Here is a 22,874-nt window from a genome sequence, read left to right on the forward strand (position 1 = left end):
CCCGGGTTGTAACCCGCTGCCGACAGGTTCGCCGTCGTCGTCGAGCCCGAACCGAGCGCCACCGAGTTCGCCGCCGTCGCGCTCGCATTGCCGCCGATCGCCACTGCGTCCGTGCCCGTCGCCACCGAGTCCGCCAGCGACGAGTTCGCATGGAAGTACTTGATGCCGCCACCGTTCACGATGTTCGTCACCGTGTTGTTGATGTTGGTGACGTTGTTACCCAGGCTGGCCAGGTTGTTCGCCACGTTCGAAACGTTGTTCGAGACGTTGTTCACCTTCGCGTCTTCCGACGTCAGCTGGCTCACGTTCACCGCGTCGGTCGGGTTCAGACCGGATGCGACGTTCGTGATGCGACGTTCCGCACCGGCCTTGCCCACCGACACTTCGCCCGCAGCCGTCGCACCGGCGATGGCCGTGCCGCCCACCGGCGTGAAGCCTGCTGTCGACAGCGTCGTCGAGTTCGCCAGCGAGTTCGAGCCCAGCGCCACCGAATTCGCCGCCGTCGCGCTCGCGTTGCCGCCGATCGCCACCGCATCCGTGCCCGTCGCCACCGAGTCCGCCAGCGACGAGTTCGCATGGAAGTACTTGATGCCACCACCGTTCACGATGTTCGTCACCGTGTTGTTGATGTTGGTGACGTTGTTGTTGGTGTTGGCCAGGTTGTTCGCCACGTTCGAAACGTTGTTCGAGACGTTGTTCACCTTCGCGTCTTCCGACGTCAGCTGGCTCACGTTCACCGCGTCGGTCGGGTTCAGACCGGCTGCGACGTTCGTGATGCGACGTTCCGCACCTGCCTTTCCCACCGACACTTCACCGGCAGCCGTTGCACCGGCGATGGCCGTGCCGCCCGTCGGCTGGAAGCCTGCCGTCGTGAGCGTCGTCGAGTTCGCCAGCGAGTTCGAGCCCAGCGCCACCGAGTTGGCCGTCGTCGCGCTCGCGTTGCCGCCGATCGCCACCGCATCCGTGCCCGTCGCCACCGAGTCCGCCAGCGACGAGTTCGCGTGGAAGTACTTGATGCCGCCACCGTTCACGATGTTCGTCACCGTGCTGTTGATGTTGGCGACGTTGTTGTCGGTGTTGGCAAGATTGTTTGCAACGTTCGAAACGTTATTCGAAACATTGCTGATGTTGTTGTTCAGCTTGCCCAGCGCCGTATCGACAGTCGTGAACGCCGTACCAACGTCCGTCTTCGCGCCCGACGTGCCGTCGATCGCGTTCGCGTTCGTGAGCGCATAGCTCGGCGCGCTGATCGCACCAGTGGTCGAGTTGTACCCCGAGCTGCCGCCCAGCGCCGCTGCCGTATTCGCGCCTATCTGATCGACCTTTGCATTTTCCGATTGCAACTGGCTCACGTTCACCGCGTCCGTAGCCGCGCTGCCCGCTGCGACGTTCGTCACGCGGCGCTCCTTGCCCGATGCGCCCACCGACACTTCACCATTGGCCGCCGAGGCCGTGCCCGACAGCGTGCCGTTGCCCGGGTTGTAACCCGCAGCCGACAGGTTCGCCGTCGTCGTCGAGTTCGAGCCCAGCGCCACCGAGTTCGCCGTCGTAGCGCTCGCACTACCGCCGATCGCCACTGCGTCCGTGCCCGTCGCCACCGAATCCGCCAGCGTCGAGTTCGCATGGAAGTACTTGATGCCGCCACCGTTGACGATGTTCGTCACGTTGTTGCTGAGGTTGGCGACGTTGTTGTTGGTGTTGGCAAGATTGTTCGCAACGTTCGACACGTTGTTCGAAACATTGCTGATGTTGTTGTTCAGCTTGCCCAGCGCCGTATCGACGGTGCTGAACGCCGAACCAACGTCCGTCTTCGCGCCCGACGTGCCGTCGATGGCGTTCGCGTTCGTGAGCGCATAGCTCGGCGGACTGATAGCGCCTGTCGCAGCATTGAACACGGCACCTAACGCCTGAGCGGTGGATGTACCTAACGCATACAGCTGTGAACCGTTGACTGCGTCCCGGCTGGATGCGGTCAAACCACCAGGAGCAATGTTCTGGAGAAGGCCAGCGGAGTTAATGGTGACAACCTGCCCCGTCGAGGTTGCACGGAAACCCACGAGACCAGCAGTGCCGTCTGTGAACACGATCGTGCTGCTTGCTTCAAGTTCTGCCATGTCGTGCCCAGCCGGAAGATAGGCGTTTGCGCCACACCCGCTAATGACACTAGTGCTCCCCATGGAGATAGAGCTTTCTGCGGACCCGGTCCCATTGGTCACACATACCTCGGACGCCTTTGCCTGACCAGGGAACAAGGTAATGATGCCGCTTAGCCCAAGCATGGCCGAAACAGCCATCAGCCTTGCACAAGTGCCCACCACACTGGGTGCCTTCGTTTTCTTCTTGCCTTGGCCTCTGGCATTCTCCTGCACCGCAACCCAAGTTCCAGTCGATTCATTCCAGACTGATCGGTACGTCTTATTCATTTCGCTATCCTATTCATATGAGGCAATCATCTGCCTCGAATCTGTCGTGGTGGTCTTTGATAGAAACAATCGCGCGGACGAGTACTGGTTCACCGTTCCGCAACCCGAATGAGGTCGTGTCTTCGCCGATGGTCAGCCGTCCGACTGTCGACGCTGCAGGCTGATTTGATGTACGCAACGAAGTTGGCGCGCTATCTCAAATTTCCCGTCATCCTGAGGATGAACTTTAGAGATGCCAAACTGCGTCATGAATAAGATCAGTCTTAATTCATGCTTCAAACCATCCGTTCACCTGACATCGAAAGAGTTCTGACCTACATACTCGATATGGCCCCGAGTGCTTCCACTAGAAATATCGAACGAAATCACGAGCCGAACGCCCACACCTAGGGGTAAAGGTTGAAAAGTGCGGATGCTTAGGCATACGGAAAGAATCGAACGGTGTGTGCCGGAACATGAACTGGCGTGATGTCGTGAACGTCGAGCGCCGCATGGGAACGCGTAGCGGCCGGAGCGGCCTGAGGTGTCGCGACAGCGGCCGTCACTTTGAGCCGGGCGCAGTCGGAAAATGCGAAGGTCGACCGGATCGCCATGAACACGGCGGCGCCGCCGGATGGTGGTCAGATCGGCTATGAGTTCCGCTCGTACGAAGCTGGCGCCGGAAACGTCCGGCACACGCGGCCTCAAAAAGCAAAAAGCCCGGTTTGCTGTTTCCAGCAAACCGGGCTTTTTTATCGACGCCGCGAATCGGACAGACTTGAAAATCAGAACGGCTTGATCACCACCAGCGCAACCGCCGCGAGCATGCCCAGAACAGGCAGCTCATTGAACATCCGATACCACTTATCCGAGCGCCGGTTTTCACCGCGCTCGAACGTGCGCAGCAGCACGCCGCAATACGCGTGATAGATGACGAGCAGCACGACCACGCCGACCTTCGCGTGTATCCAGCCCTCACCGCTGCCGATCCCGATCACCAGCCACAGCCACAGCCCGCACGCCAGCGCGGGCACCGCGATAAGCGTCATGAAGCGAAACAGCTTGCGGGCCATGATCAACAGACGTTTCACCGCGTTCGGATCGGTCTCCATCGCGAGATTGACGAAAATCCGCGGCAGATAAAAGAGCCCCGCGAACCACGAAGCGACGAGAACGATGTGAAATGTCTTGACCCAAAGCATCGACATTTTTTCCTGTTATTTCGATGTTCGAAATTACTGGCGACCTTCGCCGTGTCCGAGCACGACATATTTCATCGACGTCAGCCCTTCCAGCCCGACGGGTCCGCGCGCATGCAGCTTGTCGTTCGAAATGCCGATCTCCGCGCCGAGGCCGAATTCGAAGCCGTCGGCAAAACGCGTCGATGCGTTGACCATCACGCTCGCCGAGTCCACTTCGCGCAGGAAGCGCATCGCGCGGTCGTGGTCTTCGGTGACGATCGCGTCCGTGTGATGCGAGCCGTATTCGTTGATGTGCCCGATCGCGTCGTCGATGCCATCAACCACCTTAACAGCGAGCACAGGCGCGAGATATTCGGTGCGCCAGTCCTCTTCCGTCGCATCGACGAGCGGACCAACGCCAGCCGCTTCGAGCACCTTACGCGCCGCCGGGTCGACGCGCAGTTCCACGTCCTTGCCGCGATACAGCTTGCCGAGCGGCGGCAGCACCTCTGCCACCACGCCGCGCGCGACCAGCAGCGTCTCCATCGTGTTGCACGTGCCGTAGCGGTGCGTCTTCGCGTTGTCGCAGACGTTCATCGCCTTCGCGATATCCGCGCGATCGTCGACGTACACATGGCAGATGCCGTCGAGATGCTTGATCATCGGCACGCGGCCTTCTTCGATCAGGCGCGCGATCAGGCTCTTGCCGCCGCGCGGCACGATCACGTCGACGTATTCGGTCATCGTGATCAGCTTGCCGACGGCCGCGCGATCCGACGTTTCGACCACCTGCACGGCCTCTTGCGGCAAGCCCGCTTTTTCCAGCCCTTCGCCGATCAGTTTCGCCAGCGCGGCGTTGCATTCGAGCGCCTCGGAGCCGCCGCGCAGAATCGTCGCGTTGCCGGATTTGAGGCACAGCGCGGCCGCATCGATGGTCACGTTCGGCCGCGATTCGTAGATGATCCCGATGACGCCCAGCGGCACGCGCATCTGCCCGACCTGAATACCGCTCGGCCGGTACTTCATGTTGCTGATCTCGCCGATCGGATCAGGCAGCGCGGCCACTTGCCGCAAGCCTTCGACCATCGTCTTCAGCGCCTTGTCCGAAAGCGTCAGGCGATCGATGAAGGCGGCGTCGTGTCCCTTGTCGCGAGCACGCGCGAGATCGCGCGCATTCGCTTCCTTCAGCGCGCCCGTTTCACGCTCGATGGCGACTGCGACGGCTTCGAGCGCCGCGTTCTTCGCGGCCGTCGACGCCCGCGCCATTGCGCGCGATGCGTGACGCGCGCGGCGGCCGAGGTCGGTCATGTACTGGTCGATATCCATGGTGATTCCCGTTGTGCCGCGTTCTGCACGAAGCGCGGCGGACAATTTCTGCAAGCGGAACGATGCGACGATTGTAAGACGTGTGACTACAGCGTGCTTGGCGCGGCGGCGCCGTGTCACTGACCGGGAAAGGCTGTCGGACGGCCTGACGAGGAATCTGGAAACCACGCGAGCGCCGCTGGCGCGCGGGCTCTGCGTGGCGAACCGTCAGGCGTGCGACAGCCTACGACGGTCGGCGCATTGGCGCTGGTCGCGCGGGAGCCGTTCGACCAGGCGCGGACCGCGTCGGCGCGGCGTGCTGCGGGTGTGAAGCCTGCGCGCCGGCGACAGCCATCGCGAGTTCGAAGAGGCCGGCCCATGGATCGGGCGGCGGGTCATTGCGATGATTGCCTGGCGTGCCGCCCGACAAGCCCTTCACCTGCCGGTCGAGCTTCGCCGCCAGCGCGAGCGCCTTTTCGAGCGAGGCTTCCGTCACGCGCGACAGCGCCGGCCCGACGAGCCGCTCACGCGGGCCCCATACGCGGTTCTCGCGCAGCAGCATCGCGAGCGGCTTGCCTGCTTCGACGCCGCGCTTGATCCGCAGCAGCGTGCGAATCTCTTCGACGACGGCCCACAGCACGAGCACGGCCGCCTCGCCTTCGCCCTTCAGACCGTCGAGCATCCGCGACAGCCGGCCGACGTCGCCTGCCAGCATCGCTTCGTTGAGCTTGAACACGTCGTAGCGCGCGACGTTGAGCACCGCATCGTGGACCTGTTCGAATGTCAGCACGCCGGACGGATACAGCAGCCCGAGCTTCTGGATCTCCTGGTGCGCCGCGAGCAGATTGCCTTCGACCCGCTCCGCGATGAACTGCAACGCGCGCTTGCCGTCTTCGCCCGCCGCCACACGCTGACCCTGCTGCGCAAGCCGCTGCCCGACCCAGTTCGGCAACTGCGCGCGCTCGACGGGATCGATTTTCAGCGCGACGCCGGCGTCCGCCAAAGCCGTGAACCACGCGGCCTTTTGCGTCGCGGCGTCGAGGCGCGGCAGCGTGACCAGCGTGAGAACGTCAGGGTTCGCCGCTGCCGCGAGTGTCTTCAGCGCGTCGGCGCCTTCCTTGCCGGGCTTGCCCGTCGGGATGCGCAGCTCGACGAGCTGCCGGTCGCCGAACAGCGACATCGACTGACTCGCGCCGAGCAGCGAGCTCCAGTCGAAACCGCGCTCCACCGTGAACACCGTGCGGTCCGTAAAGCCGCTCGCGCGCGCCGCCGCGCGGATGCGGTCGCACGCTTCCTGCGCGAGCAGATGCTCGTCGCCGTACACGACGTACAGGCCGGCGAGTCCTTTCGCGAGGTGCGCTTCGAGCGCGTCAAGACGCAGTTGCATGGCTACGGATGAACGAGAGTGAAAGCGGGTCTGTGCAGTCGGCGGATCAGAGCGGCGGCGGCGGGAGCGGCGCGCGCGGCGCGACGCCCGGCACTTCCTGGCCCGGCGCCGGATGCAGCGAGCGCACGACCGCGAGGCGCCTCATCAGCTGATCGACGGCGTCGTTCTGCATGTCGGCGTAGAGGATATCCGTTTCGGAAGTCTTCGCCTGCGAGAACTGATCGCTATACGTCATTGCGCGATTCAACGCAATCGAGCTTGGAGGAATCAACAAAGTACCGTCCGAACCGCGCAGCGTGTAGTTCAGCGAATAGTTCAGCGCGTATTCCTCGACTACGCCGAGCGAGTTCAGCGTCAGCACACCCGTTCCACGCGACTCCGAAACCACCAGGACCGCGTCCGCGTTGGCGGACGAATTCACGATCACCGTGTCGCTGCCGCCCTGCACCATGCGCGTCAGGCGCGCAGCGACAGGCGGCGTCGCGCCCGTGATGGCGAGGCGCTTGAACGCATAGTTCTGCTGGCCGCGCAACTGGAAGCCGCACGCGGACAGCAGCACCGCGCTGCACGCCAGGGTCAAAAACGATCTGCGGTTCACATGGGCTCCTGGTTCGCAGTTAAAGCGCAATCGCCATCGATCGGCACCGACCGGCACATTCGGCGCGCCCGTCAGACGACGACGTTCACGAGGCGGCCGGGCACGACGATGACCTTCTTCGCCGGCTTGCCTTCGCTGAACTTCGCGAACATCTCGTGCGCGAGGGCTGCCGCTTCGATCGCTTCGCGCGACGCGTCCCTGGCGACCGTCACGGCGCCACGCACCTTGCCGTTCACCTGCAGCACGAGCTCGATCTCGCTTTGCTCCAGCGCCTTTTCGTCGACCTTCGGCCACGGCGCATCGAGCAGCGTGCCGAATTCGGCCGCATAGCCGAGTTCCTGCCAGAGCTGGAAGGTGATGTGCGGCACGACCGGGTACAGCACGCGCAGCAGCACGCCGTAGGTTTCGCGCAGCACGGCGGGGCTCGCTCCCTTTGCGCCTTCGAGCGCGTTGAGCATCTTCATCGCCGCCGACACGACCGTGTTGTACTGCAAACGCTGATAGTCGAAATCGGCCTGCTTCAGCACGCCGTAGATTTCGCGGCGCAGCGTCTTGTCGGTATCGGCGAGCTTCGCGGCATCAAACGATGCGCGCTCGCGCAGCGCCGCTTCGTTCGACTGGCCGAACACCCAAACGCGGCGCAGGAAGCGGCTCGCGCCTTCGACGCCCGCGCCCGACCACTCGAGCTGCTGCTCCGGCGGCGCGGCGAACATCGTGAAGAGACGCGCGGTGTCGGCGCCGTACTGGTCGATCAGCACTTGCGGATCGACGCCGTTGTTCTTCGACTTCGACATCTTCTCGACGCCGCCCAGCTCGACGGGTTGGCCGTCGGCGTTCAGCGTCGCGCCGATCGGGCGGCCCTTGTCGTCGTGCGTGACGGTGACGTCAGCGGGGTTGTACCAGGTCTTCTTGCCCGCGACGTTTTCGCGGTAGTACGTTTCGTTGAGCACCATGCCCTGCGTGAGCAGGTTCTTCGCCGGCTCGCCGAACTTCACGATGCCCAGATCGCGGCAGACCTTCGCCCAGAAACGCGAGTACAACAGGTGAAGAATGGCGTGCTCGATGCCGCCGATGTACTGGTCCATCGGCATCCAGTGATCGGTGCGCTCGTCGACCATCGTCTTTGCGTCCGGTGCCGCGTAGCGATAGAAGTACCAGGACGAATCGACGAACGTATCCATCGTGTCGGTTTCGCGCTTCGCCGCCGCGCCGCACTTCGGACACATGCAGTTCAGGAACGCTTCGGACTTCGCGAGCGGATTGCCCGTGCCATCCGGCACGAGGTCTTCGGGCAGCACGACGGGCAGATCCTTCTCGGGCACAGGCACGTCGCCGCACGACGGGCAGTGGATGATCGGAATCGGCGTGCCCCAGTAGCGCTGGCGCGAAATGCCCCAGTCGCGCAGACGCCACGTGACCTGCTTCTCGCCGAGGCCAAGCGATTGGAGATCGGCGGCGATCGCATCGACGGCTTCCTGGTACTTCAGGCCGTCGTACTTGCCGCTGTTGACCAGCACGCCGTTTTCCTTGTCGCTGTACGACTCCTGCCATGCGTCCGTCGAAAACGGGTGGCCTTCGACGGCCACCACCTGCTTGACGGGAATGCCGTACTTCTTCACGAACGCGAAGTCGCGCTCGTCGTGCGCCGGCACGCCCATCACCGCGCCTTCGCCGTAGCTCATCAGCACATAGTTGCCGATCCACACCTCGACCTTTTCCTGTGTCAGCGGATGCGTGACGTAAAAACCGGTCGGCATGCCCTTCTTTTCCATCGTCGCCATGTCGGCTTCGGCGACGCCGCCGTGCTTGCATTCGTCGATGAACGGCAGCAGTTCGGGCTTGTCCTGCGCGAGACGCGTCGCGAGCGGGTGCTCGGCGGCAACCGCGCAGAACGTCACGCCCATGATCGTGTCGGCGCGCGTCGTGAACACGCGCAAGAGCTTCTGCTCGCCGTCGATTTCGTACGGGAAGCCAAAGTTCACGCCATAGCTCTTGCCGATCCAGTTCTGCTGCATGATCTTCACACGCTCGGGCCAGCCAAGGCCGTCGAGATCGTTCAGCAGTTCATCCGCGTACTGCGTGATGCGCATGTAGTACATCGGGATTTCGCGCTTTTCGACGAGCGCGCCCGAGCGCCAGCCGCGGCCGTCGATCACCTGCTCGTTCGCGAGCACGGTCTGATCGACGGGGTCCCAGTTCACGGTGCCCGTCTTCTTGTACGCGATGCCCTTCTCCAGCATCTTCAGGAAGATCCACTGGTTCCACTTGTAGTAGTCCGGGCTGCACGTGGCGACTTCGCGCGACCAGTCGATGGCGAGACCCATCGACTGCATCTGCTTCTTCATGTACGCGATGTTGTCGTACGTCCACTTCGCGGGGGGCACGCCGTTGGCCATCGCGGCGTTCTCGGCGGGCATGCCGAACGCGTCCCAGCCCATCGGCATCAGCGTGTTGTAGCCGTTCATCCGCAGATAGCGGTACATCACGTCGTTGATCGTGTAGTTGCGTACGTGCCCCATATGCAGCTTGCCCGACGGATACGGCAGCATCGAAACGCAATAGAACTTCGGCTTGTCGGTCTTTTCCGTCGTTTTGTACGCGTCGCTGGCGCGCCATTGTCCTTGCGCGGCGGATTCGACGTCGGAGGGAACGTATTTTTCGTGCATGGTGTGATGGGATCGCTGGTTCGGTGCCGCTTTTCAGTGCTTCGGCACCGGCCGGTGCTCTGCGTGAAGAAATGTCTCGTCGATTCCCCTTGCGTCAAGGGGAAAAGGCTGATTATACCGTCCGGGCGGGACGACGCCGCACGCGATGCGGCGTATTCAGCGCGTTTTGCGCGCCGATTGATCCCGATTCGATCCCGATTCACGGTGAAAGCGGGCTTTTGGCCCGGCAAGCGGCGGCTTGGCGCTACTGCGCGGCGGATGCTCCCGCTGTCGAAGGCGCTGGCTGGCTCACGTTCGCGCCGCCTGTCGTTGCCGCGCCGGCTTTGGCCTTGGCCGACGGCGGCTCCGTCACGAAGCCGATCCGCTCCAGACCCGCCTGCTGCGCCGCGCCCATCACTTGCGCGATCACCTCATAGCGCGTCGAGCGCTCGGCGCGCAGATGGATTTCGGGTTGCTCCTTTTGCTTGCCGGCATCGTTGAACTGCGCGCGCATCCGCTCGAGCGTGATGGGATTGTCGTTCCAGTAGAGCTTGCCTGCCGCGTCGATCGACAGCGTGATGGTCTGTGGCGTCTCGCGCGCCTCGGCGGACGCTACGCGCGGCAGATCGAGCCGGATCGCGTGCGTAAACAGCGGCGCCGTGATGATGAAAATGACGAGCAACACGAGCATCACGTCGATCAGCGGCGTCATGTTGATATCCGCCATCGGCGCGGCCGTCTTGTGTCTGTCGAGTCCGCCGAATGCCATGTGTCGTGCCTCGCCTTGCTGCGCTTTTGCCGCGCTCTTGCCGGTTATGCCTGCGTCCGCGCGGGCGAGCGCCTGCCCTGGCGGCCGTCGCGGATGTCGGCGCGCGCGGCGTCATGCGTCTCGTCAGCCGGCGAGCAGACATATGCGTGCAAATCGTGCGCGAAGCCGTCGAGTTCCTCCGACAACTGCCGCACCATCCTTCCAAGCACGTTATAGGCGAGCACGGCGGGAATCGCGACGACGAGACCGAACGCCGTCATGATGAGCGCTTCGCCGACGGGCCCCGCGACGTTTTCGATCATCGCCTGCCCGCTCGACGCGATGCTGCCGAGCGCGTGATAGATGCCCCACACGGTGCCGAGCAGCCCGACGAACGGCGCCGTGCTGCCCACCGACGCCAGCAGCACCTGCCCGAACTCCAGCCGCCGCTGCGAGCGATGCAGCGCCTGGCGCAGCGCACGCAGCACGCGTTCGCTGCGCTCGACGCGCGCGAGCAGCGCGCCCGGCATCTCGACTTCCGACGCCTGCAGCGCCGCTTCCGCCAACGGAGAAAAGATGTGCTCGCGGTCGGCGAGACGCAGCGCGGCGACGCCGTCGGCGAGCGTCGGCGCCTGCCAGAAAAGCGCAATGGCGCGCGGCCCCTGGCGCTTCGCGCGCCCGAGCATCCAGCTTTTGACGATCAGGAAACACCAGCTCGCAATCGACATCGCCAGCAGCACGTACGCGACGCCATGCGTGATGGCGTCGCTGGATTGCAGGTAGTGGATGATGCCGGAGTTTGCCATCGGACCTCGCCGTTCGCCTCGGCCACGAGTGCCCCGGCGCGTGAGAACAGGCTATGGGTGCCTAGCGAAGGCCGAGCACGTCCTGCATGTCGAACAGGCCCTTCTGATGGCCCTGGAGGAAACGTACCGCGCGCAGCGCGCCTTGTGCATACGACAGACGGCTTGCCGATTTGTGCGTGATCTCGATGCGCTCGCCGATTCCCGCGAACAGCACCGTGTGATCGCCGACGATGTCGCCGCCGCGAATCGCCGAAAAGCCGATCGTCGACGGATCGCGTTCGCCCGTCACGCCTTCGCGCGCGTACACGGCACAATCTTCGAGCTTGCGGCCGAGCGCTTTCGCCACCACTTCGCCCATCGTCAAAGCGGTGCCGGACGGCGCGTCCACCTTGTGACGGTGATGCGCCTCGATGATTTCGATGTCGTAGCCCTGCGAGAAATGAGGCGCGGCGAATTCGAGCAGCTTCATCGTCACATTAACGCCGACGCTGAAGTTCGACGCGAACACGATGGCGATTTTTTCCGCCGCGGCGCGGATGTGCGCCTTTTGCGCGTCGTCGAACCCCGTCGTGCCGATCACGAGCTTCGTGTTCGTGCGCAGCGCCGCGTCGATGTGCGCGATCGTGCCTTCGGGGCGCGTGAAATCGATCAGATAGTCGGATTGCGCGAGCACGGCGTCGATATCGTCCGAGATCGGCACGCCCGTCTGCTTGCCCAGAAACGCTCCGGCATCCTGACCGAGTTGCGGCGCGCCCTTGCGATCGAGTGCGCCGGAAAGCGTCGCGTCGGGATCGTTGAGGACGGTTTCGATGAGCATCCGGCCCATGCGGCCCGATGCGCCAGCGATGGCAATTTTCATGGGTAATCCAGCAAACAGCGCCGTCGAACGGCGCCATCGGGTTGGGCCGACAGTCGCGCTCTCAGTTGATCCGAAAGGCAGCGCGCCGGCCGACGATCAAGGAAACGAAGCGAGCAACGGACACTCGCGCATGCGCCGGAATATAGCTCGGCGACACCATGCGATGTGCCAAAGCCGCCGTGCATCGCGGCGAGACGCATGACGGGCGAAGAAGCCGCCCATCAAGCCCATTACGTTACGGACAGTGGAATCAGCCGCCCGTTCCCGGGTTGGTCTGGGACGAACCCGGCGACGACGCGACGGGCGCGCCTTTCCCCTGCCCATTGTTGCTTTGCGGGCCGGTCGGACCGACGGGGTTTTCCTTCGGCACACCCTGGATCTGCGGAGGCGGCGGACGCGTGAAGCGGAACTGCGGCTGGCCAGGCTCCGTCGCGTTCTGCGGCACGCCGCCATTCGACGGCGGCGTACCCGCGCGCACCGACGGCGTTGTGCCGGGCGCCGGCGCCTGCACCGCATTGGTCAGGCGGTTAGCAGCCTGTGCTGCCTGCGCGTTCGGATCGACGGCGGGCAGATTGCCGGCCTGCGCGGCGTCGGACGTGGACGAGCGCGCCGTATCGGGCGTCGAGACGGGCGCGGACGCCGCCGCAACGGGCGCGCTCGCCGCACCCGCTGCGCTCGCGGCGGCCGGCGCTACCGCCACTTTCTTGCCCGTGCGGTCGCCGTCGATATCTGCGAGCAGTTCGAGGTTCGACGGCAGATCTTCACCGCCCGACCAGCTCGCGACGCGATCACCTGAGAAGTTCACGATGAAATCACGCTGCTGGACGACCGATGTCGAACCGCGCTTGAAGTAGAAGACGTAGTCCCAGCGGTCGGCGTGGAACATGTCCGTCAGAAGCGGCGTGCCGAGCGCCTGTTTCACCTGCGCGCGCGACATGCCGACCTGCATCTGCGAGGCCATTTCCTTCGACACGAAGTTGCCCTGAACCACAGTAATGCGGTACGGCGTGATGCTTTGGGCAACGCGCTGCGTCAGGCTGTCGTACGTGGAGCATCCAGCAAGAAGCGCCACAGCCGCAGCGACGATCAAGGTGCCCCGCATGCGGCTCCCCCGGTTGATCAATAGAGCTTTTGGAATCATTTCCCTCACCGTGCGGGCTTCCCGAGCCGCGCGAGTTTCCGTCGAAGATGACCTCAACAGCAATTCACATTACTATTAGAACCTTGCATTGTACTCTAGGGATCCCTTGCCATGACCAATCCAACCGATCTGAAAAATATCGGACTCAAGGCGACCCTACCGCGCCTCAAGATTCTGGAGATCTTTCAGCACAGCCCGGTGCGCCATCTGACCGCCGAAGATGTCTACCGCAACCTGCTGCATGAAGAACTGGATATCGGGCTCGCCACGGTATACCGCGTGCTCACGCAGTTCGAGCAGGCGGGACTGCTGACGCGCAGCAATTTCGAGTCGGGTAAAGCCGTTTTTGAGCTGAACGAAGGGACGCATCACGACCATCTGGTGTGCATCGACTGCGGCCTGGTCGAAGAGTTTTTCGACCCTGAAATCGAGAGCCGCCAGCAGGCGATCGCGAAGGAACGGGGCTTCAAGCTGCAGGAACACGCGCTCGCGCTGTACGGCGCGTGCACGAAGGACAAGTGCCCGCATCGCAAGCATTGATGGGCTTCGGGCCGCGATTCGGGGCGCGGCCCGGTCGACGTGAAAGGTAATACGCAGAAAGGCCCGGCCGATAAAAATCGGCTGGGCCTTTTGCTTTCCACCTCTTACGGGGAAGCGGGCGACGCAAGCGAACGCCTTAAACGGCAACGGCCTCGAGCGACTCCCGTTCGAGACGCCACGCTTGCGGCAACGGCACTTCGTCGCAGTTTTGCCCCTCACCGCCGCGATCGACAACCAGGAAATCGCTCACGCGCTCCAGCGCCAGCAGCGGATGATGCCAGACGCCCTTCGCGTAGTTCACGCCCTGCCAGCCGCGCGTCAAGAACGCTCTGAGCTTTGTCGGGTCGAGCTCACCAGCGGGCGCGACGACGATCAGATACGGCGCATCCGAGAGCGGCACGAACGCCTGGCTGCCCAGAGGATGCCGCTCCATCATCACGATATCGATCGGCCATGAGCGCGGCTGCGCGCGAAACACGTTGATCAGCGGACGGCCGCCCTGCGTGCTCACGTCCACTTTCGCGAGATCGTGATACCGCTCTGTCGTGCCTTCGTTGATCGGATAATGCCGCGCGCCTTCCAGTTCGATCACGTCGCCGAAAGGGGCGAACGCTTCGCGCGTCAGGCGCTCGATGCGCAGTGTGTTCATGGCCTTCTCCGTGAGTCCCGCCGACCTGTTCAGTGTGCCTTATTCGATCTCGCCCCACAGACGCAGACGCGACACGCCGCCGTCCGGGTAGATGTTGAAGCGCACGTGCGTAACAGGCCCGAGCGCGGCCAGTTCGGCGCTGAACGTGTGGACGCTGTCCATCTGCAGCTTCTGCTCCGGCAGCAGGACCGGCCAGAACATCGCCTGCGTGACGAGCGAATCGTCGGTGCCACCCGTGACGGATGCCGCCTGCAGCGAGCAGCGGTCCGGGAAATTGCCCTTGAAGTGCGCCGTATCCACCTCGACTTTGCGGATCACGCCAGGACGGGCGAGCGCAACGATCGCCCAGTCGTTGCCCGGCTCGCGGCGGCGCCGCGTTTCCCAGCCGTCGCCCATGTTCACGCCGCGCCCCGGCATCAGCATCTGCGACGCCGGCCCGAAGTGCTGGTTGTTCGCCGCAACCAGATACGCGCCGTTTTCGGTCGCGGCCAGATCGACGAGCGTGCCGCGATCGATCCGCTCCCAGTCGCGCTTCGGCTGCCCATAGACGCGCAGCCGCGCGAGACCGCCGTCCGGATACAGATTCACGCGCAGATGCGTGAACGCGCGCGCATCGCTGACTTCGACGTAGTGATGCTGATTGCCCTGCAGCGTCGTCGCCGGGACGATGGTTTGCCAGTCGGCGTGATCGGCGGGCACGTCGCCATCGGAGTAGCAGGCCTCGATTGACGCGGCCGGCGGGAAATTGCCCGTGAAGTGACTCGTGTCGAGATCGACGCCGTGCACGACGCCCGGCCGCGCCAGCCGCACGACGCAGTAGTCGTGGCCCGTCGTGCGCTTGCGGCGCGTCTCCCAGCCGTCCATCCATTTGCCGTGGTCGTCGTACTCGCCGGGGATGAACACCGCCGGCTGCGGGTCGAGCATGCGCTCCTTCGGCGCGAAGAATTCGTCGCTCGCGAAGAGCGCCTTGGCGCCCAGACGCGGATCGGCAAGATTCATGTAGCGGCGCGTGAAAGCGGGTGCGTTCGGATCGAGAATCGGATTGGCCATGATCGGTTCGTTCAGTCTTCAATCGGGTGAGTGAGTGGGCGGCGGGCCCTGGAAGCCCGCCGCCGCTGCCATTGGTGGTCGGTCAGATGGCGGAAAGCGTTGTCACACGGCGTGCGCGGGATTCACGTGGCCCGCGTCTTCGCCGAGGTCCGTGACGGTCGGCACGAAGCGGTAGTCGCTGTCGAGGTTCAGCACGCGGCGGGCGCGCGCCTTGTCGATATCGTTCTCCCATACACCGACGATCACCGTGGCGACGCAGTTGCCGATCAGATTCGTCAGCGCGCGGGCGATGCCGACAAACCAGTCGACGGGCAGGATCAGCACGAGGCCGAGCACGGGAATCGCGGGAATCGCGGAGAGCGTCGCGGCGAGAATCACGATCGCGGAGCCAGGAATACCGTGCGCGCCCTTCGACGTAATCAGCGACACCAGCACGACGACGATCAGATCGTGCATCGACAGCGGCGTATTCGTCGCCTGTGCGATGAAGATGACGGCAAGCGTCAGATAGATCGAGAAGCCGTCGAGGTTGAACGAGTAGCCGGTCGGAATCACGAGGCCGACGGTCGAATCCTTCACGCCCATCCATTCGAGCTTGCGCATGATCTGCGGCAGCACGGCGTCCGACGAAGCGGTGCCGAGCACGATCGACAGTTCCTCGCGCAAGTAGCGGATCAGCTTGAAGATGCTGAAGCCGGCGAGGCGCATCACGACGCCGAGCACGACCGTGACGAACACGATGCAGCTCGCGTAGAACACGACGACGAGCATGCCCAGCTGCTTCAGCGACGCGACGCCATACGTGCCCGTCGTGAACGCGATTGCGCCCAGCACGCCGAGCGGCGCCAGCTTGATGATGAAGCTCATCACGCGGAAGAACACCTGCGCGAGCTCGTCGATCAGGCCGTTGACGCGCTGCACGCGCGGCCCGAGCAGCGACAGCGCGGAGCCGACCAGCACGGAGAACACGAGGATCTGCAGGATGTCGCCCTTCGCGAACGCGTCGATCGCCGTGTCGGGGATGATCTTCAGCAGAAAGGCCGCCGTATCCTTCAGGCTCTTCGCGTGCTCGGTGTAGGTGGCGAGCGATGCGGCATCGAGCGAGTGCAGATCGATGTTCATGCCGACGCCCGGCCGCGTCACGTAAGCGAGCACCGCGCCGATCACGAGCGCGATCGTCGTCATGATTTCGAAGTAGACGACGGCCTTCAGGCCGACGCGCCCCACCTTCTTCAGATCGCCCGCGTGCGCCATCCCGCTGACGACGACGCAGAACACGATGGGGCCGATCACCATCTTGATCAGCTTGAGAAAGCCGTCGCCCAATGGACGCAGCGACTGCGCGAAATGCGGAAACAGCGCGCCGATCACGATGCCCGCCACAAGAGCGATCACCACCCGGCCAAACAGCGAATTGAAGAACTTCAACACGGCTTTCTCCCGATCACGAGTTGGGTCTACAGTACGATCTTCCATCACCTGTTCATACTGGTCCGACCAGTACTGTTATGGCGAATAGTAGGAAACCGATATAGTCGGGTCAAGGATTCTGAGGCCGGTGTTTACCCGATCTGGTCGGACCGGCCTTCTCGCCCGGAACTTGCATCGATGCAGCGGTTTGCGACGATTTCTCGTATCCGTTCTACAATGCTGGTCAGACCGCATCGAACCGCCGACGCCATCATGAAGAACGTCCCGCACACCGTCACCGACGCCGCCATCGCGACGATCCGCGAGAGGATCGAAGGCGGCGCTTATCCCGTTGGGAGCCTGTTGCCGGCGCAGCGGCAATTGTCGGAGGAACTGGACATCAGCCGTGCTTCGCTACGTGAGGCGCTGTCGACGCTCGAAGCGCTCGGCATGCTGACGATCCGCCCAGGCAAAGGCGTGTATGTGCAGTCGACGAAAGCATCGTCCGCGCATCCGTGGCGTTTCGCGGATCAGTCGTCGCTGCCGGACACCTATCAGATGCGTTTCGCGCTGGAAGGCTTCGTCGCGCGCATGGCGGCGCTCGCGATCGGCGACGACGACGTCGAATGGTTCGAGGACAACATCGCCGCGCTGCACGCCGCGCTCACCAACGGCGAACTGGACGAGGCCGCGCAGCTCGACTTCGACTTTCACATGCGCATCGTGAATATCGCCGGCAATGCGGCCATCGAATCGATTCTGCGCAGCAGCGCCGACATCATGAAGGAGAGTCAGCGCATGCCGTTTTATCGGCGCGAACTGGTGCTTTCGACCTATCACGAGCATCGCGCGATTCTCGATGCGCTGAAGGCACGCGATCCGCATGCGGCCGGCAAGGCCATCGAGAAGCACATCGCGAACGCTGCGCAGCGCGCGGGCGTGTATTTTCCGACGCCGCATGCGTGAGCGTGAAACGCGCCTGAACAGCTCGCTCTCAAAGCCGCAAGCATGAAAAAAGCCGCTCCGAAGAGCGGCTTTTTCGCGTCATGAACGCAGCGAGGAGCGCTTACTTCGCGTTCGCGAGAGCAACCGCCGTGTCCAGCATGCGGTTCGAGAAGCCCCACTCGTTGTCGTACCAGCTCGACACCTTCACCAGACGGCCCGACACCTTGGTCAGGGTCGCGTCGAACGTCGACGAAGCCGGGTTGTGGTTGAAGTCGATCGAGACCAGCGGCGCCGAGTTGTAGCCGAGGATGCCCTTCAGCGCGCCTTCCGACGCTTCCTTCATGATCGCGTTGACTTCATCGACGGTCGTGTCGCGCTTGGCGATGAACGACAGGTCGACGATCGACACGTTGATGGTCGGGACGCGGATCGCGTAGCCGTCCAGCTTGCCGTTCAGTTCCGGCAGCACGAGGCCGACAGCCGATGCCGCGCCCGTCTTCGTCGGGATCTGGCTGTGCGTGGCCGAGCGCGCGCGGCGCAGGTCTTCGTGGTACACGTCGGTCAGAACCTGGTCGTTCGTGTACGCGTGGATCGTGGTCATCAGACCCGTTTCCAGACCGATCTTGTCGTTGAGCGGCTTGACGAGCGGCGCGAGGCAGTTCGTCGTGCACGATGCGTTCGAGATGACCGTGTGATCGGCCTTCAGCGTCTGGTGGTTCACGCCGTAGACGATCGTCGCATCGACGTCCTTGCCGCCCGGCGCCGAGATGATCACCTTCTTCGCGCCGCCCTTCAGGTGGGCGCTTGCCTTTTCCTTCGTCGTGAAGAAGCCCGTGCATTCCATCACGACATCGACACCCAGCTCGCCCCACGGCAGTTCAGCCGGGTTGCGGTTGGCCAGCACGCGGATCTTGTCGCCGTTGACGATGAGGTTCTCGCCGTCGACGGTCACTTCGCCCGGGAACTTGCCGTGCGCCGTGTCGTACTGCGTCAGATGCGCGTTGGTCTTGGCGTCGCCAAGGTCGTTGATCGCGACGATCTCGAGGTCGTGCTTCTTGCCGTTCTCATAAAAGGCGCGCAGTGTATTGCGGCCGATCCGGCCATAGCCGTTGATTGCGACACGAATCGTCATGTTCTATCTCCTGATGGCTGAAAAAATTCTTCCCTGATGCACCGGCTGCGACACGAAGCCCGCTGCGCGCACTTGATGGCGGCAGCGCGCGGCGGGCGATTCGCGTCAGCCGAGCGCCGCCTTGGCCGTCGCGACCACATGCTCGACGGTAAAGCCGAAATGCTTGAACAGCACGCCTGCCGGGGCCGACTCGCCGAACACGTCGATACCGACGACGCCGCCTTCCAGACCCACGTACTTGCGCCAGAAATCCGTCACACCCGCTTCGATCGCGACGCGGCGCACGCCGTGCGGCAGCACGCGCTCGCGGAACTCGGCGTCCTGCTTGTCGAAGGTCGTGGTGGACGGCATCGACACGACGCGTGCCGCGATGCCTTCACGCGCGAGCGCCTCGACCGACTTCATCGCCAGTTCGACTTCGGAGCCCGTCGCGATCAGGATGATCTTGCGTGCGACGATCTCGTCGTTCCAGTCTTGCAGCACGTAACCGCCCTTCGCGATGTTGGCGATCTGCGCATCGGTGCGCGGGTTGAACGCGAGGTTCTGGCGGCTGAAGATCAGGCACGACGGGCCCTGATGCTCGACGGCTTGCGTCCATGCGACGGCCGTCTCGACGGTATCCGCCGGACGCCACACCTGCATGTGCGGAATCAGACGCAGGCTCGCGACATGTTCGATCGACTGGTGCGTCGGACCGTCTTCGCCAAGGCCGATCGAATCGTGCGTGAACACGAAGATGGACGGCGATTTCATCAGCGCGGCGACGCGCAGCGCGTTTCGGCTGTAGTCCGAGAACGTCAGGAACGTGCCGCCGAATGCCTTGTGGCCGCCGTGCAGCGCGAGGCCGTTGATGATCGCGCTCATGCCGAATTCGCGCACGCCGTAGTTCACGTAGCTGCCCGCCGCGCCCGTCTCGCCGACGCGCACGTACTTCGCCGCCTTCCAGTTCGTGAGGTTCGAGCCCGTCAGGTCAGCGGAGCCGCCGCACAGTTCGGGCAGCACGGCCGCGAGACCTTCGATTGCCTGCTGCGACGCCTTGCGGGTCGCGACGGTTTCGGCGCGCTCGTTCGCGCCGGCGATGATCGCCTGCGCCTTTTCCGCCCAGTCGGCGGGGAGCTTGTTCGCCATGCGGCGCTCGAATTCGGCGGCTTCTTGCGGATACTTCGCGCGATACGCGGCGAACGCGTGGTTCCAGTCGCCTTCGATCTTCGCGCCCAGCTCCTTCGCGTCCCACGCTGCGTAGACTTCCTGCGGAATCACGAACGGCGGGTAGTTCCAGCCGAGCTTCTCGCGCGTGGCCGCGACTTCCTTGTCGCCCAGCGCCGCGCCGTGAACGTCGTGAGTGCCCGCCTTGTTCGGCGAGCCTTCGCCGATCACGGTCTTGCAGCAGATCAGCGTCGGCTTGTCGGACTGCTTGGCCTTCTTGATGGCGGCGTCGACGGCCTCGACGTCGTGGCCGATCACGCCCGGAATCACGTTCCAGCCGTACGCTTCGAAGCGCTTCGGCGTGTCGTCGTGGAACCAGTGAACGACGTCGCCGTCGATCGAGATGCCGTTGTCGTCGTAGAACGCGATCAGCTTGTTCAGCTTCAGCACGCCGGCGAGCGAGCAGGCTTCGTGCGAAATGCCTTCCATCAGGCAGCCGTCGCCGAGGAACACATACGTGTGGTGATCGACGATTTTCGCGTCAGGCTTGTTGAATTCGTTCGCGAGCAGCGACTCGGCGAGCGCCATGCCGACCGCGTTCGCAAGGCCTTGACCCAACGGGCCCGTCGTCGTCTCGACGCCCGGCGTGATGCCGTGTTCCGGGTGTCCCGGCGTCTTCGAATGCAGTTGACGGAAGTTCTTCAGTTCTTCCATCGGCAGATCGTAGCCCGTCAGATGCAGCAGCGAGTACAGCAGCATCGAGCCGTGGCCGTTCGACAGCACAAAGCGGTCGCGATCCGCCCAATGCGGATTCCTCGGGTTGTGGCGCAGATGGCGCGACCACAGTGCAACGCCGATTTCGGCCATGCCCATCGGCATGCCGGGGTGTCCGGAATTCGCTTGTTGAACGGCATCCATGGCAAGCGCGCGAATCGCGTTGGCCATCAGAGAAGTGGGGGCGGGAGACGAGATCGTCATGTCGGGTCCGGGGATTGGTCCAAAAAGCGGGGGCGCCGTTGATGGTCCGGAAGCGCGGCGGCCGGTCTGCTTTGGCGCACGGTGCGGCGCCGGAAGACGCGAGGCGGGCTGAACAAACGGACAGGGCTGCAAAGCGGGATATTCTAACAGATAGCCGGACGCGGCTTCCGCCATCGGCGGGCGTTTCGGGGAGATCCGGCGCGCATGTTCGCGTCATTTGCCGTGGTTTTCGCGCCGTCCGCTGACGATCAGGCGAGGTCGTCAGTAAGGCCCGCAGTTTCCATTGATCCCTCGTTTCCGCGTTTGATGACGCGCAAACTCAAAGAACTTTTGGGACGTCGAATGGATCTTTCCGTGCAGATGCCGCACGCGATCTACCGAATTTGCGCGCGACCATCGACGAAGCCGCAAATTGAACGCGAACAGTCGGATTTTCGTCTCGTCGTGCGAGGCAAATTCGCCGGCACGTGACGCACGGAAATATCGCCGCACGATCCATAGTTCGCCGTTCATCGCGCATCAGGCGGTAAACTAAGCCGATTCTTAAAGCGTTGGCTTTGAGACTGCTGCAAAATGCATCGCCTCTTTGGCACCGGCCGTCTGCCGCAAGGCAAGGCTGGTCGCGGCGGCGATGGCATAAGCGACACATTGGTTCAGGAGAGTTCGATGACTGCCCCACGCCCAGCCGGAGTGCCGTGGCTGACACCGTATCTGACGGTTCGCGATGCGCGCACTGCGATCGCGTTCTTCGAGGCGGCGTTTGGTTTCCGCGTCCGCGACAGCGTGCACGACGAGGGCGTCGTGATGCATGTCGAGATGACGTATCAGGACCAGTTGATTGTCATGTTCGCGCCGGAAGGCGCGTTCGGCTCGACGGCCAAAACGCCGAAAAGCGCGGGCGCGATGGCCCCCCAATCGTTTTATCTCTATGTCGACGATGTCGACGCGGTTTATGCGCGGGCCATCGCGGCCGGCGCCAGGTCGCTGAGCGAACCGCAAGATCAGTTTTGGGGCGATCGTTTCGCCCAGATCGAAGATCTCGACGGCTACCGCTGGGCGTTGGCCTGCCATCTGTCTTGAGTGAATGAGAACTTTCCTTATGCCTCGCTTTTTCGTCGGCACCCCGTTCAAGACCGACGACATCGTTTCCCTGCCGGACGAAGTCAACCGGCACGTCCGCGTCCTGCGTTTGCAGCCGGGCGACACTGTCAGCCTGTTCAACGGAAATGGCGGCGAGTACAGCGCCGAAATCGTCGATATGGATCGGCATGGGACCATCGCCCGGATCGGCGCACATCGCGACATCGAGGCAGAGCCGCCTTACCAGCTCACGCTTGCGCAAGGCATCGCCGGCAGCGACAAGATGGACTGGCTGATCGAAAAGGCGACGGAACTGGGTGCATCAGAATTCGTGCCGCTGACGACGACGCGCAGCGTCGTCCGTCTTGCCGGCGAGCGCGCGCAGCGCCGCCAGATTCACTGGCAGCGGATCGTGCAGGCGTCGTGCGAGCAGTGCGGGCGCAACCGCCTGCCGGAAGTGATGCCGACTCGTGAGCTTGCGACGTGGCTCGGCTCGATGCCGAAGGAACCGATCGAAGGCGAATTGCGGCTTTTGCTGTCGCCACGGGCGAGCGTGCCGTTCTCCGCGCTGCCGGCCGAGCCGCCGAAAGTCCGCGCGCTGGTGCTGGTCGGCCCTGAGGGCGGCTTCTCGGCTGCCGAAGAGGCCGCCGCCGCAAGCCACGGATTTATGGCCGTCGGCCTCGGACCGCGCGTGCTGCGCACCGAAACGGCCGGGATCGCGGTGCTGTCAGCACTCGCGGCGCGCTGGGGCGGCTGGTAGGCGCTTACGACAAACGACGTTTAGAAAACAGGAAACGTCCGTTGAAAATGAAAAGGCCCGCCGGACGGCGGGCCTTTTTGTTGGTCCTATTTTGAGTGCTGAACCGATCCGC

18 protein-coding genes and 2 pseudogenes are annotated in these 22,874 nt (G+C 63.6%); 4 read left to right on the plus strand and 16 right to left on the minus strand.

Annotation, left to right across the window (positions count from 1 at the left end; all coding sequences use genetic code 11):
* The 11 genes and pseudogenes from BN2476_RS15985 to BN2476_RS16035 form a co-directional block, all read right to left on the minus strand.
* A pseudogene (locus BN2476_RS15985) lies at positions 1 to 1,991 on the minus strand (YadA family autotransporter adhesin); the annotation flags it as partial.
* A gap of 309 nt (positions 1,992 to 2,300) precedes the next feature.
* Positions 2,301 to 2,423 (minus strand): annotated as a pseudogene (locus BN2476_RS49925) (ESPR domain-containing protein); the annotation flags it as partial.
* A 764-nt stretch (positions 2,424 to 3,187) separates the two neighbouring features.
* Positions 3,188 to 3,610 (minus strand): CopD family protein, encoded by a 423-nt coding sequence (locus BN2476_RS15995; RefSeq protein WP_087735154.1) that lies wholly within the window; start codon positions 3,608 to 3,610, stop codon positions 3,188 to 3,190.
* Positions 3,611 to 3,637: 27 nt separating this feature from the next.
* Complete coding sequence (locus tag BN2476_RS16000; protein WP_087735155.1) at positions 3,638 to 4,909, minus strand: glutamate-5-semialdehyde dehydrogenase; 1,272 nt, start codon at positions 4,907 to 4,909, stop codon at positions 3,638 to 3,640.
* Positions 4,910 to 5,132: 223 nt separating this feature from the next.
* Positions 5,133 to 6,275 (minus strand): DNA polymerase III subunit delta, encoded by a 1,143-nt coding sequence (gene holA / locus BN2476_RS16005; RefSeq protein WP_087735156.1) that lies wholly within the window; start codon positions 6,273 to 6,275, stop codon positions 5,133 to 5,135.
* A gap of 46 nt (positions 6,276 to 6,321) precedes the next feature.
* Positions 6,322 to 6,873: an LPS-assembly lipoprotein LptE gene (locus BN2476_RS16010; protein ID WP_087735157.1), complete on the minus strand. Its 552-nt coding sequence runs from the start codon at positions 6,871 to 6,873 to the stop codon at positions 6,322 to 6,324.
* A gap of 71 nt (positions 6,874 to 6,944) precedes the next feature.
* Positions 6,945 to 9,539 (minus strand): leucine--tRNA ligase, encoded by a 2,595-nt coding sequence (gene leuS / locus BN2476_RS16015; RefSeq protein WP_087735158.1) that lies wholly within the window; start codon positions 9,537 to 9,539, stop codon positions 6,945 to 6,947.
* Positions 9,540 to 9,783: 244 nt separating this feature from the next.
* A complete protein-coding gene (locus tag BN2476_RS16020) occupies positions 9,784 to 10,287 on the minus strand; it encodes an ExbD/TolR family protein (RefSeq protein WP_235850861.1) in 504 nt (167 codons plus the stop codon).
* 44 nt (positions 10,288 to 10,331) lie between these two features.
* Positions 10,332 to 11,072, minus strand: coding sequence for a MotA/TolQ/ExbB proton channel family protein (locus BN2476_RS16025; RefSeq protein WP_087735159.1), 741 nt, complete (start codon positions 11,070 to 11,072; stop codon positions 10,332 to 10,334).
* 61 nt (positions 11,073 to 11,133) lie between these two features.
* Positions 11,134 to 11,931 (minus strand): 4-hydroxy-tetrahydrodipicolinate reductase, encoded by a 798-nt coding sequence (gene dapB, locus BN2476_RS16030; RefSeq protein WP_087735160.1) that lies wholly within the window; start codon positions 11,929 to 11,931, stop codon positions 11,134 to 11,136.
* Positions 11,932 to 12,181: 250 nt separating this feature from the next.
* Entirely contained in the window at positions 12,182 to 13,033 is an 852-nt protein-coding gene (locus BN2476_RS16035; protein ID WP_160111725.1) for an outer membrane protein assembly factor BamE, read from the minus strand.
* Positions 13,034 to 13,183: 150 nt separating this feature from the next.
* Between BN2476_RS16035 and fur the strand changes: the two genes are divergently transcribed.
* Complete coding sequence (fur, locus tag BN2476_RS16040; protein WP_087735162.1) at positions 13,184 to 13,612, plus strand: ferric iron uptake transcriptional regulator; 429 nt, start codon at positions 13,184 to 13,186, stop codon at positions 13,610 to 13,612.
* Positions 13,613 to 13,748: 136 nt separating this feature from the next.
* On the opposite strand, the gene BN2476_RS16045 is transcribed toward fur, so the two are convergent.
* From BN2476_RS16045 to BN2476_RS16055, 3 genes are all read right to left on the minus strand, one after another.
* Entirely contained in the window at positions 13,749 to 14,261 is a 513-nt protein-coding gene (locus tag BN2476_RS16045; protein WP_087735163.1) for an ureidoglycolate lyase, read from the minus strand.
* A 39-nt stretch (positions 14,262 to 14,300) separates the two neighbouring features.
* Positions 14,301 to 15,311 (minus strand): allantoicase, encoded by a 1,011-nt coding sequence (gene alc, locus BN2476_RS16050; RefSeq protein ID WP_087735164.1) that lies wholly within the window; start codon positions 15,309 to 15,311, stop codon positions 14,301 to 14,303.
* Positions 15,312 to 15,413: 102 nt separating this feature from the next.
* Positions 15,414 to 16,742 carry a C4-dicarboxylate transporter DctA gene (locus BN2476_RS16055; RefSeq protein ID WP_087735165.1) on the minus strand — a complete coding sequence of 443 codons (1,329 nt, stop codon included), beginning with the start codon at positions 16,740 to 16,742 and terminating at the stop codon, positions 15,414 to 15,416.
* A gap of 252 nt (positions 16,743 to 16,994) precedes the next feature.
* On the opposite strand from BN2476_RS16055, the gene BN2476_RS16060 reads away from it, so the two are divergent.
* Positions 16,995 to 17,687 carry a FadR/GntR family transcriptional regulator gene (locus BN2476_RS16060; protein ID WP_087735166.1) on the plus strand — a complete coding sequence of 231 codons (693 nt, stop codon included), beginning with the start codon at positions 16,995 to 16,997 and terminating at the stop codon, positions 17,685 to 17,687.
* Positions 17,688 to 17,787: 100 nt separating this feature from the next.
* Here BN2476_RS16060 and gap read toward each other — a convergent pair whose 3' ends face one another.
* Both gap and tkt read right to left on the minus strand, forming a co-directional pair.
* Complete coding sequence (gap, locus tag BN2476_RS16065) at positions 17,788 to 18,798, minus strand: type I glyceraldehyde-3-phosphate dehydrogenase (protein WP_087735167.1); 1,011 nt, start codon at positions 18,796 to 18,798, stop codon at positions 17,788 to 17,790.
* Positions 18,799 to 18,903: 105 nt separating this feature from the next.
* Positions 18,904 to 20,922: a transketolase gene (gene tkt / locus BN2476_RS16070; protein ID WP_087735168.1), complete on the minus strand. Its 2,019-nt coding sequence runs from the start codon at positions 20,920 to 20,922 to the stop codon at positions 18,904 to 18,906.
* A 666-nt stretch (positions 20,923 to 21,588) separates the two neighbouring features.
* Here tkt and BN2476_RS16075 point away from each other — a divergent pair.
* Together BN2476_RS16075 and BN2476_RS16080 are read left to right on the plus strand one after the other, a co-directional pair.
* Entirely contained in the window at positions 21,589 to 22,002 is a 414-nt protein-coding gene (locus BN2476_RS16075) for a VOC family protein (RefSeq protein WP_087735248.1), read from the plus strand.
* Positions 22,003 to 22,021: 19 nt separating this feature from the next.
* On the plus strand, positions 22,022 to 22,762 hold the full coding sequence (locus BN2476_RS16080; RefSeq protein WP_087735169.1) for a 16S rRNA (uracil(1498)-N(3))-methyltransferase: 741 nt from the start codon (positions 22,022 to 22,024) through the stop codon (positions 22,760 to 22,762).
* Positions 22,763 to 22,874: the final 112 nt, after the last annotated feature.

Origin of the sequence: Paraburkholderia piptadeniae (assembly GCF_900007165.1) — a bacterium.
GTDB lineage: Bacteria > Pseudomonadota > Gammaproteobacteria > Burkholderiales > Burkholderiaceae > Paraburkholderia > Paraburkholderia piptadeniae.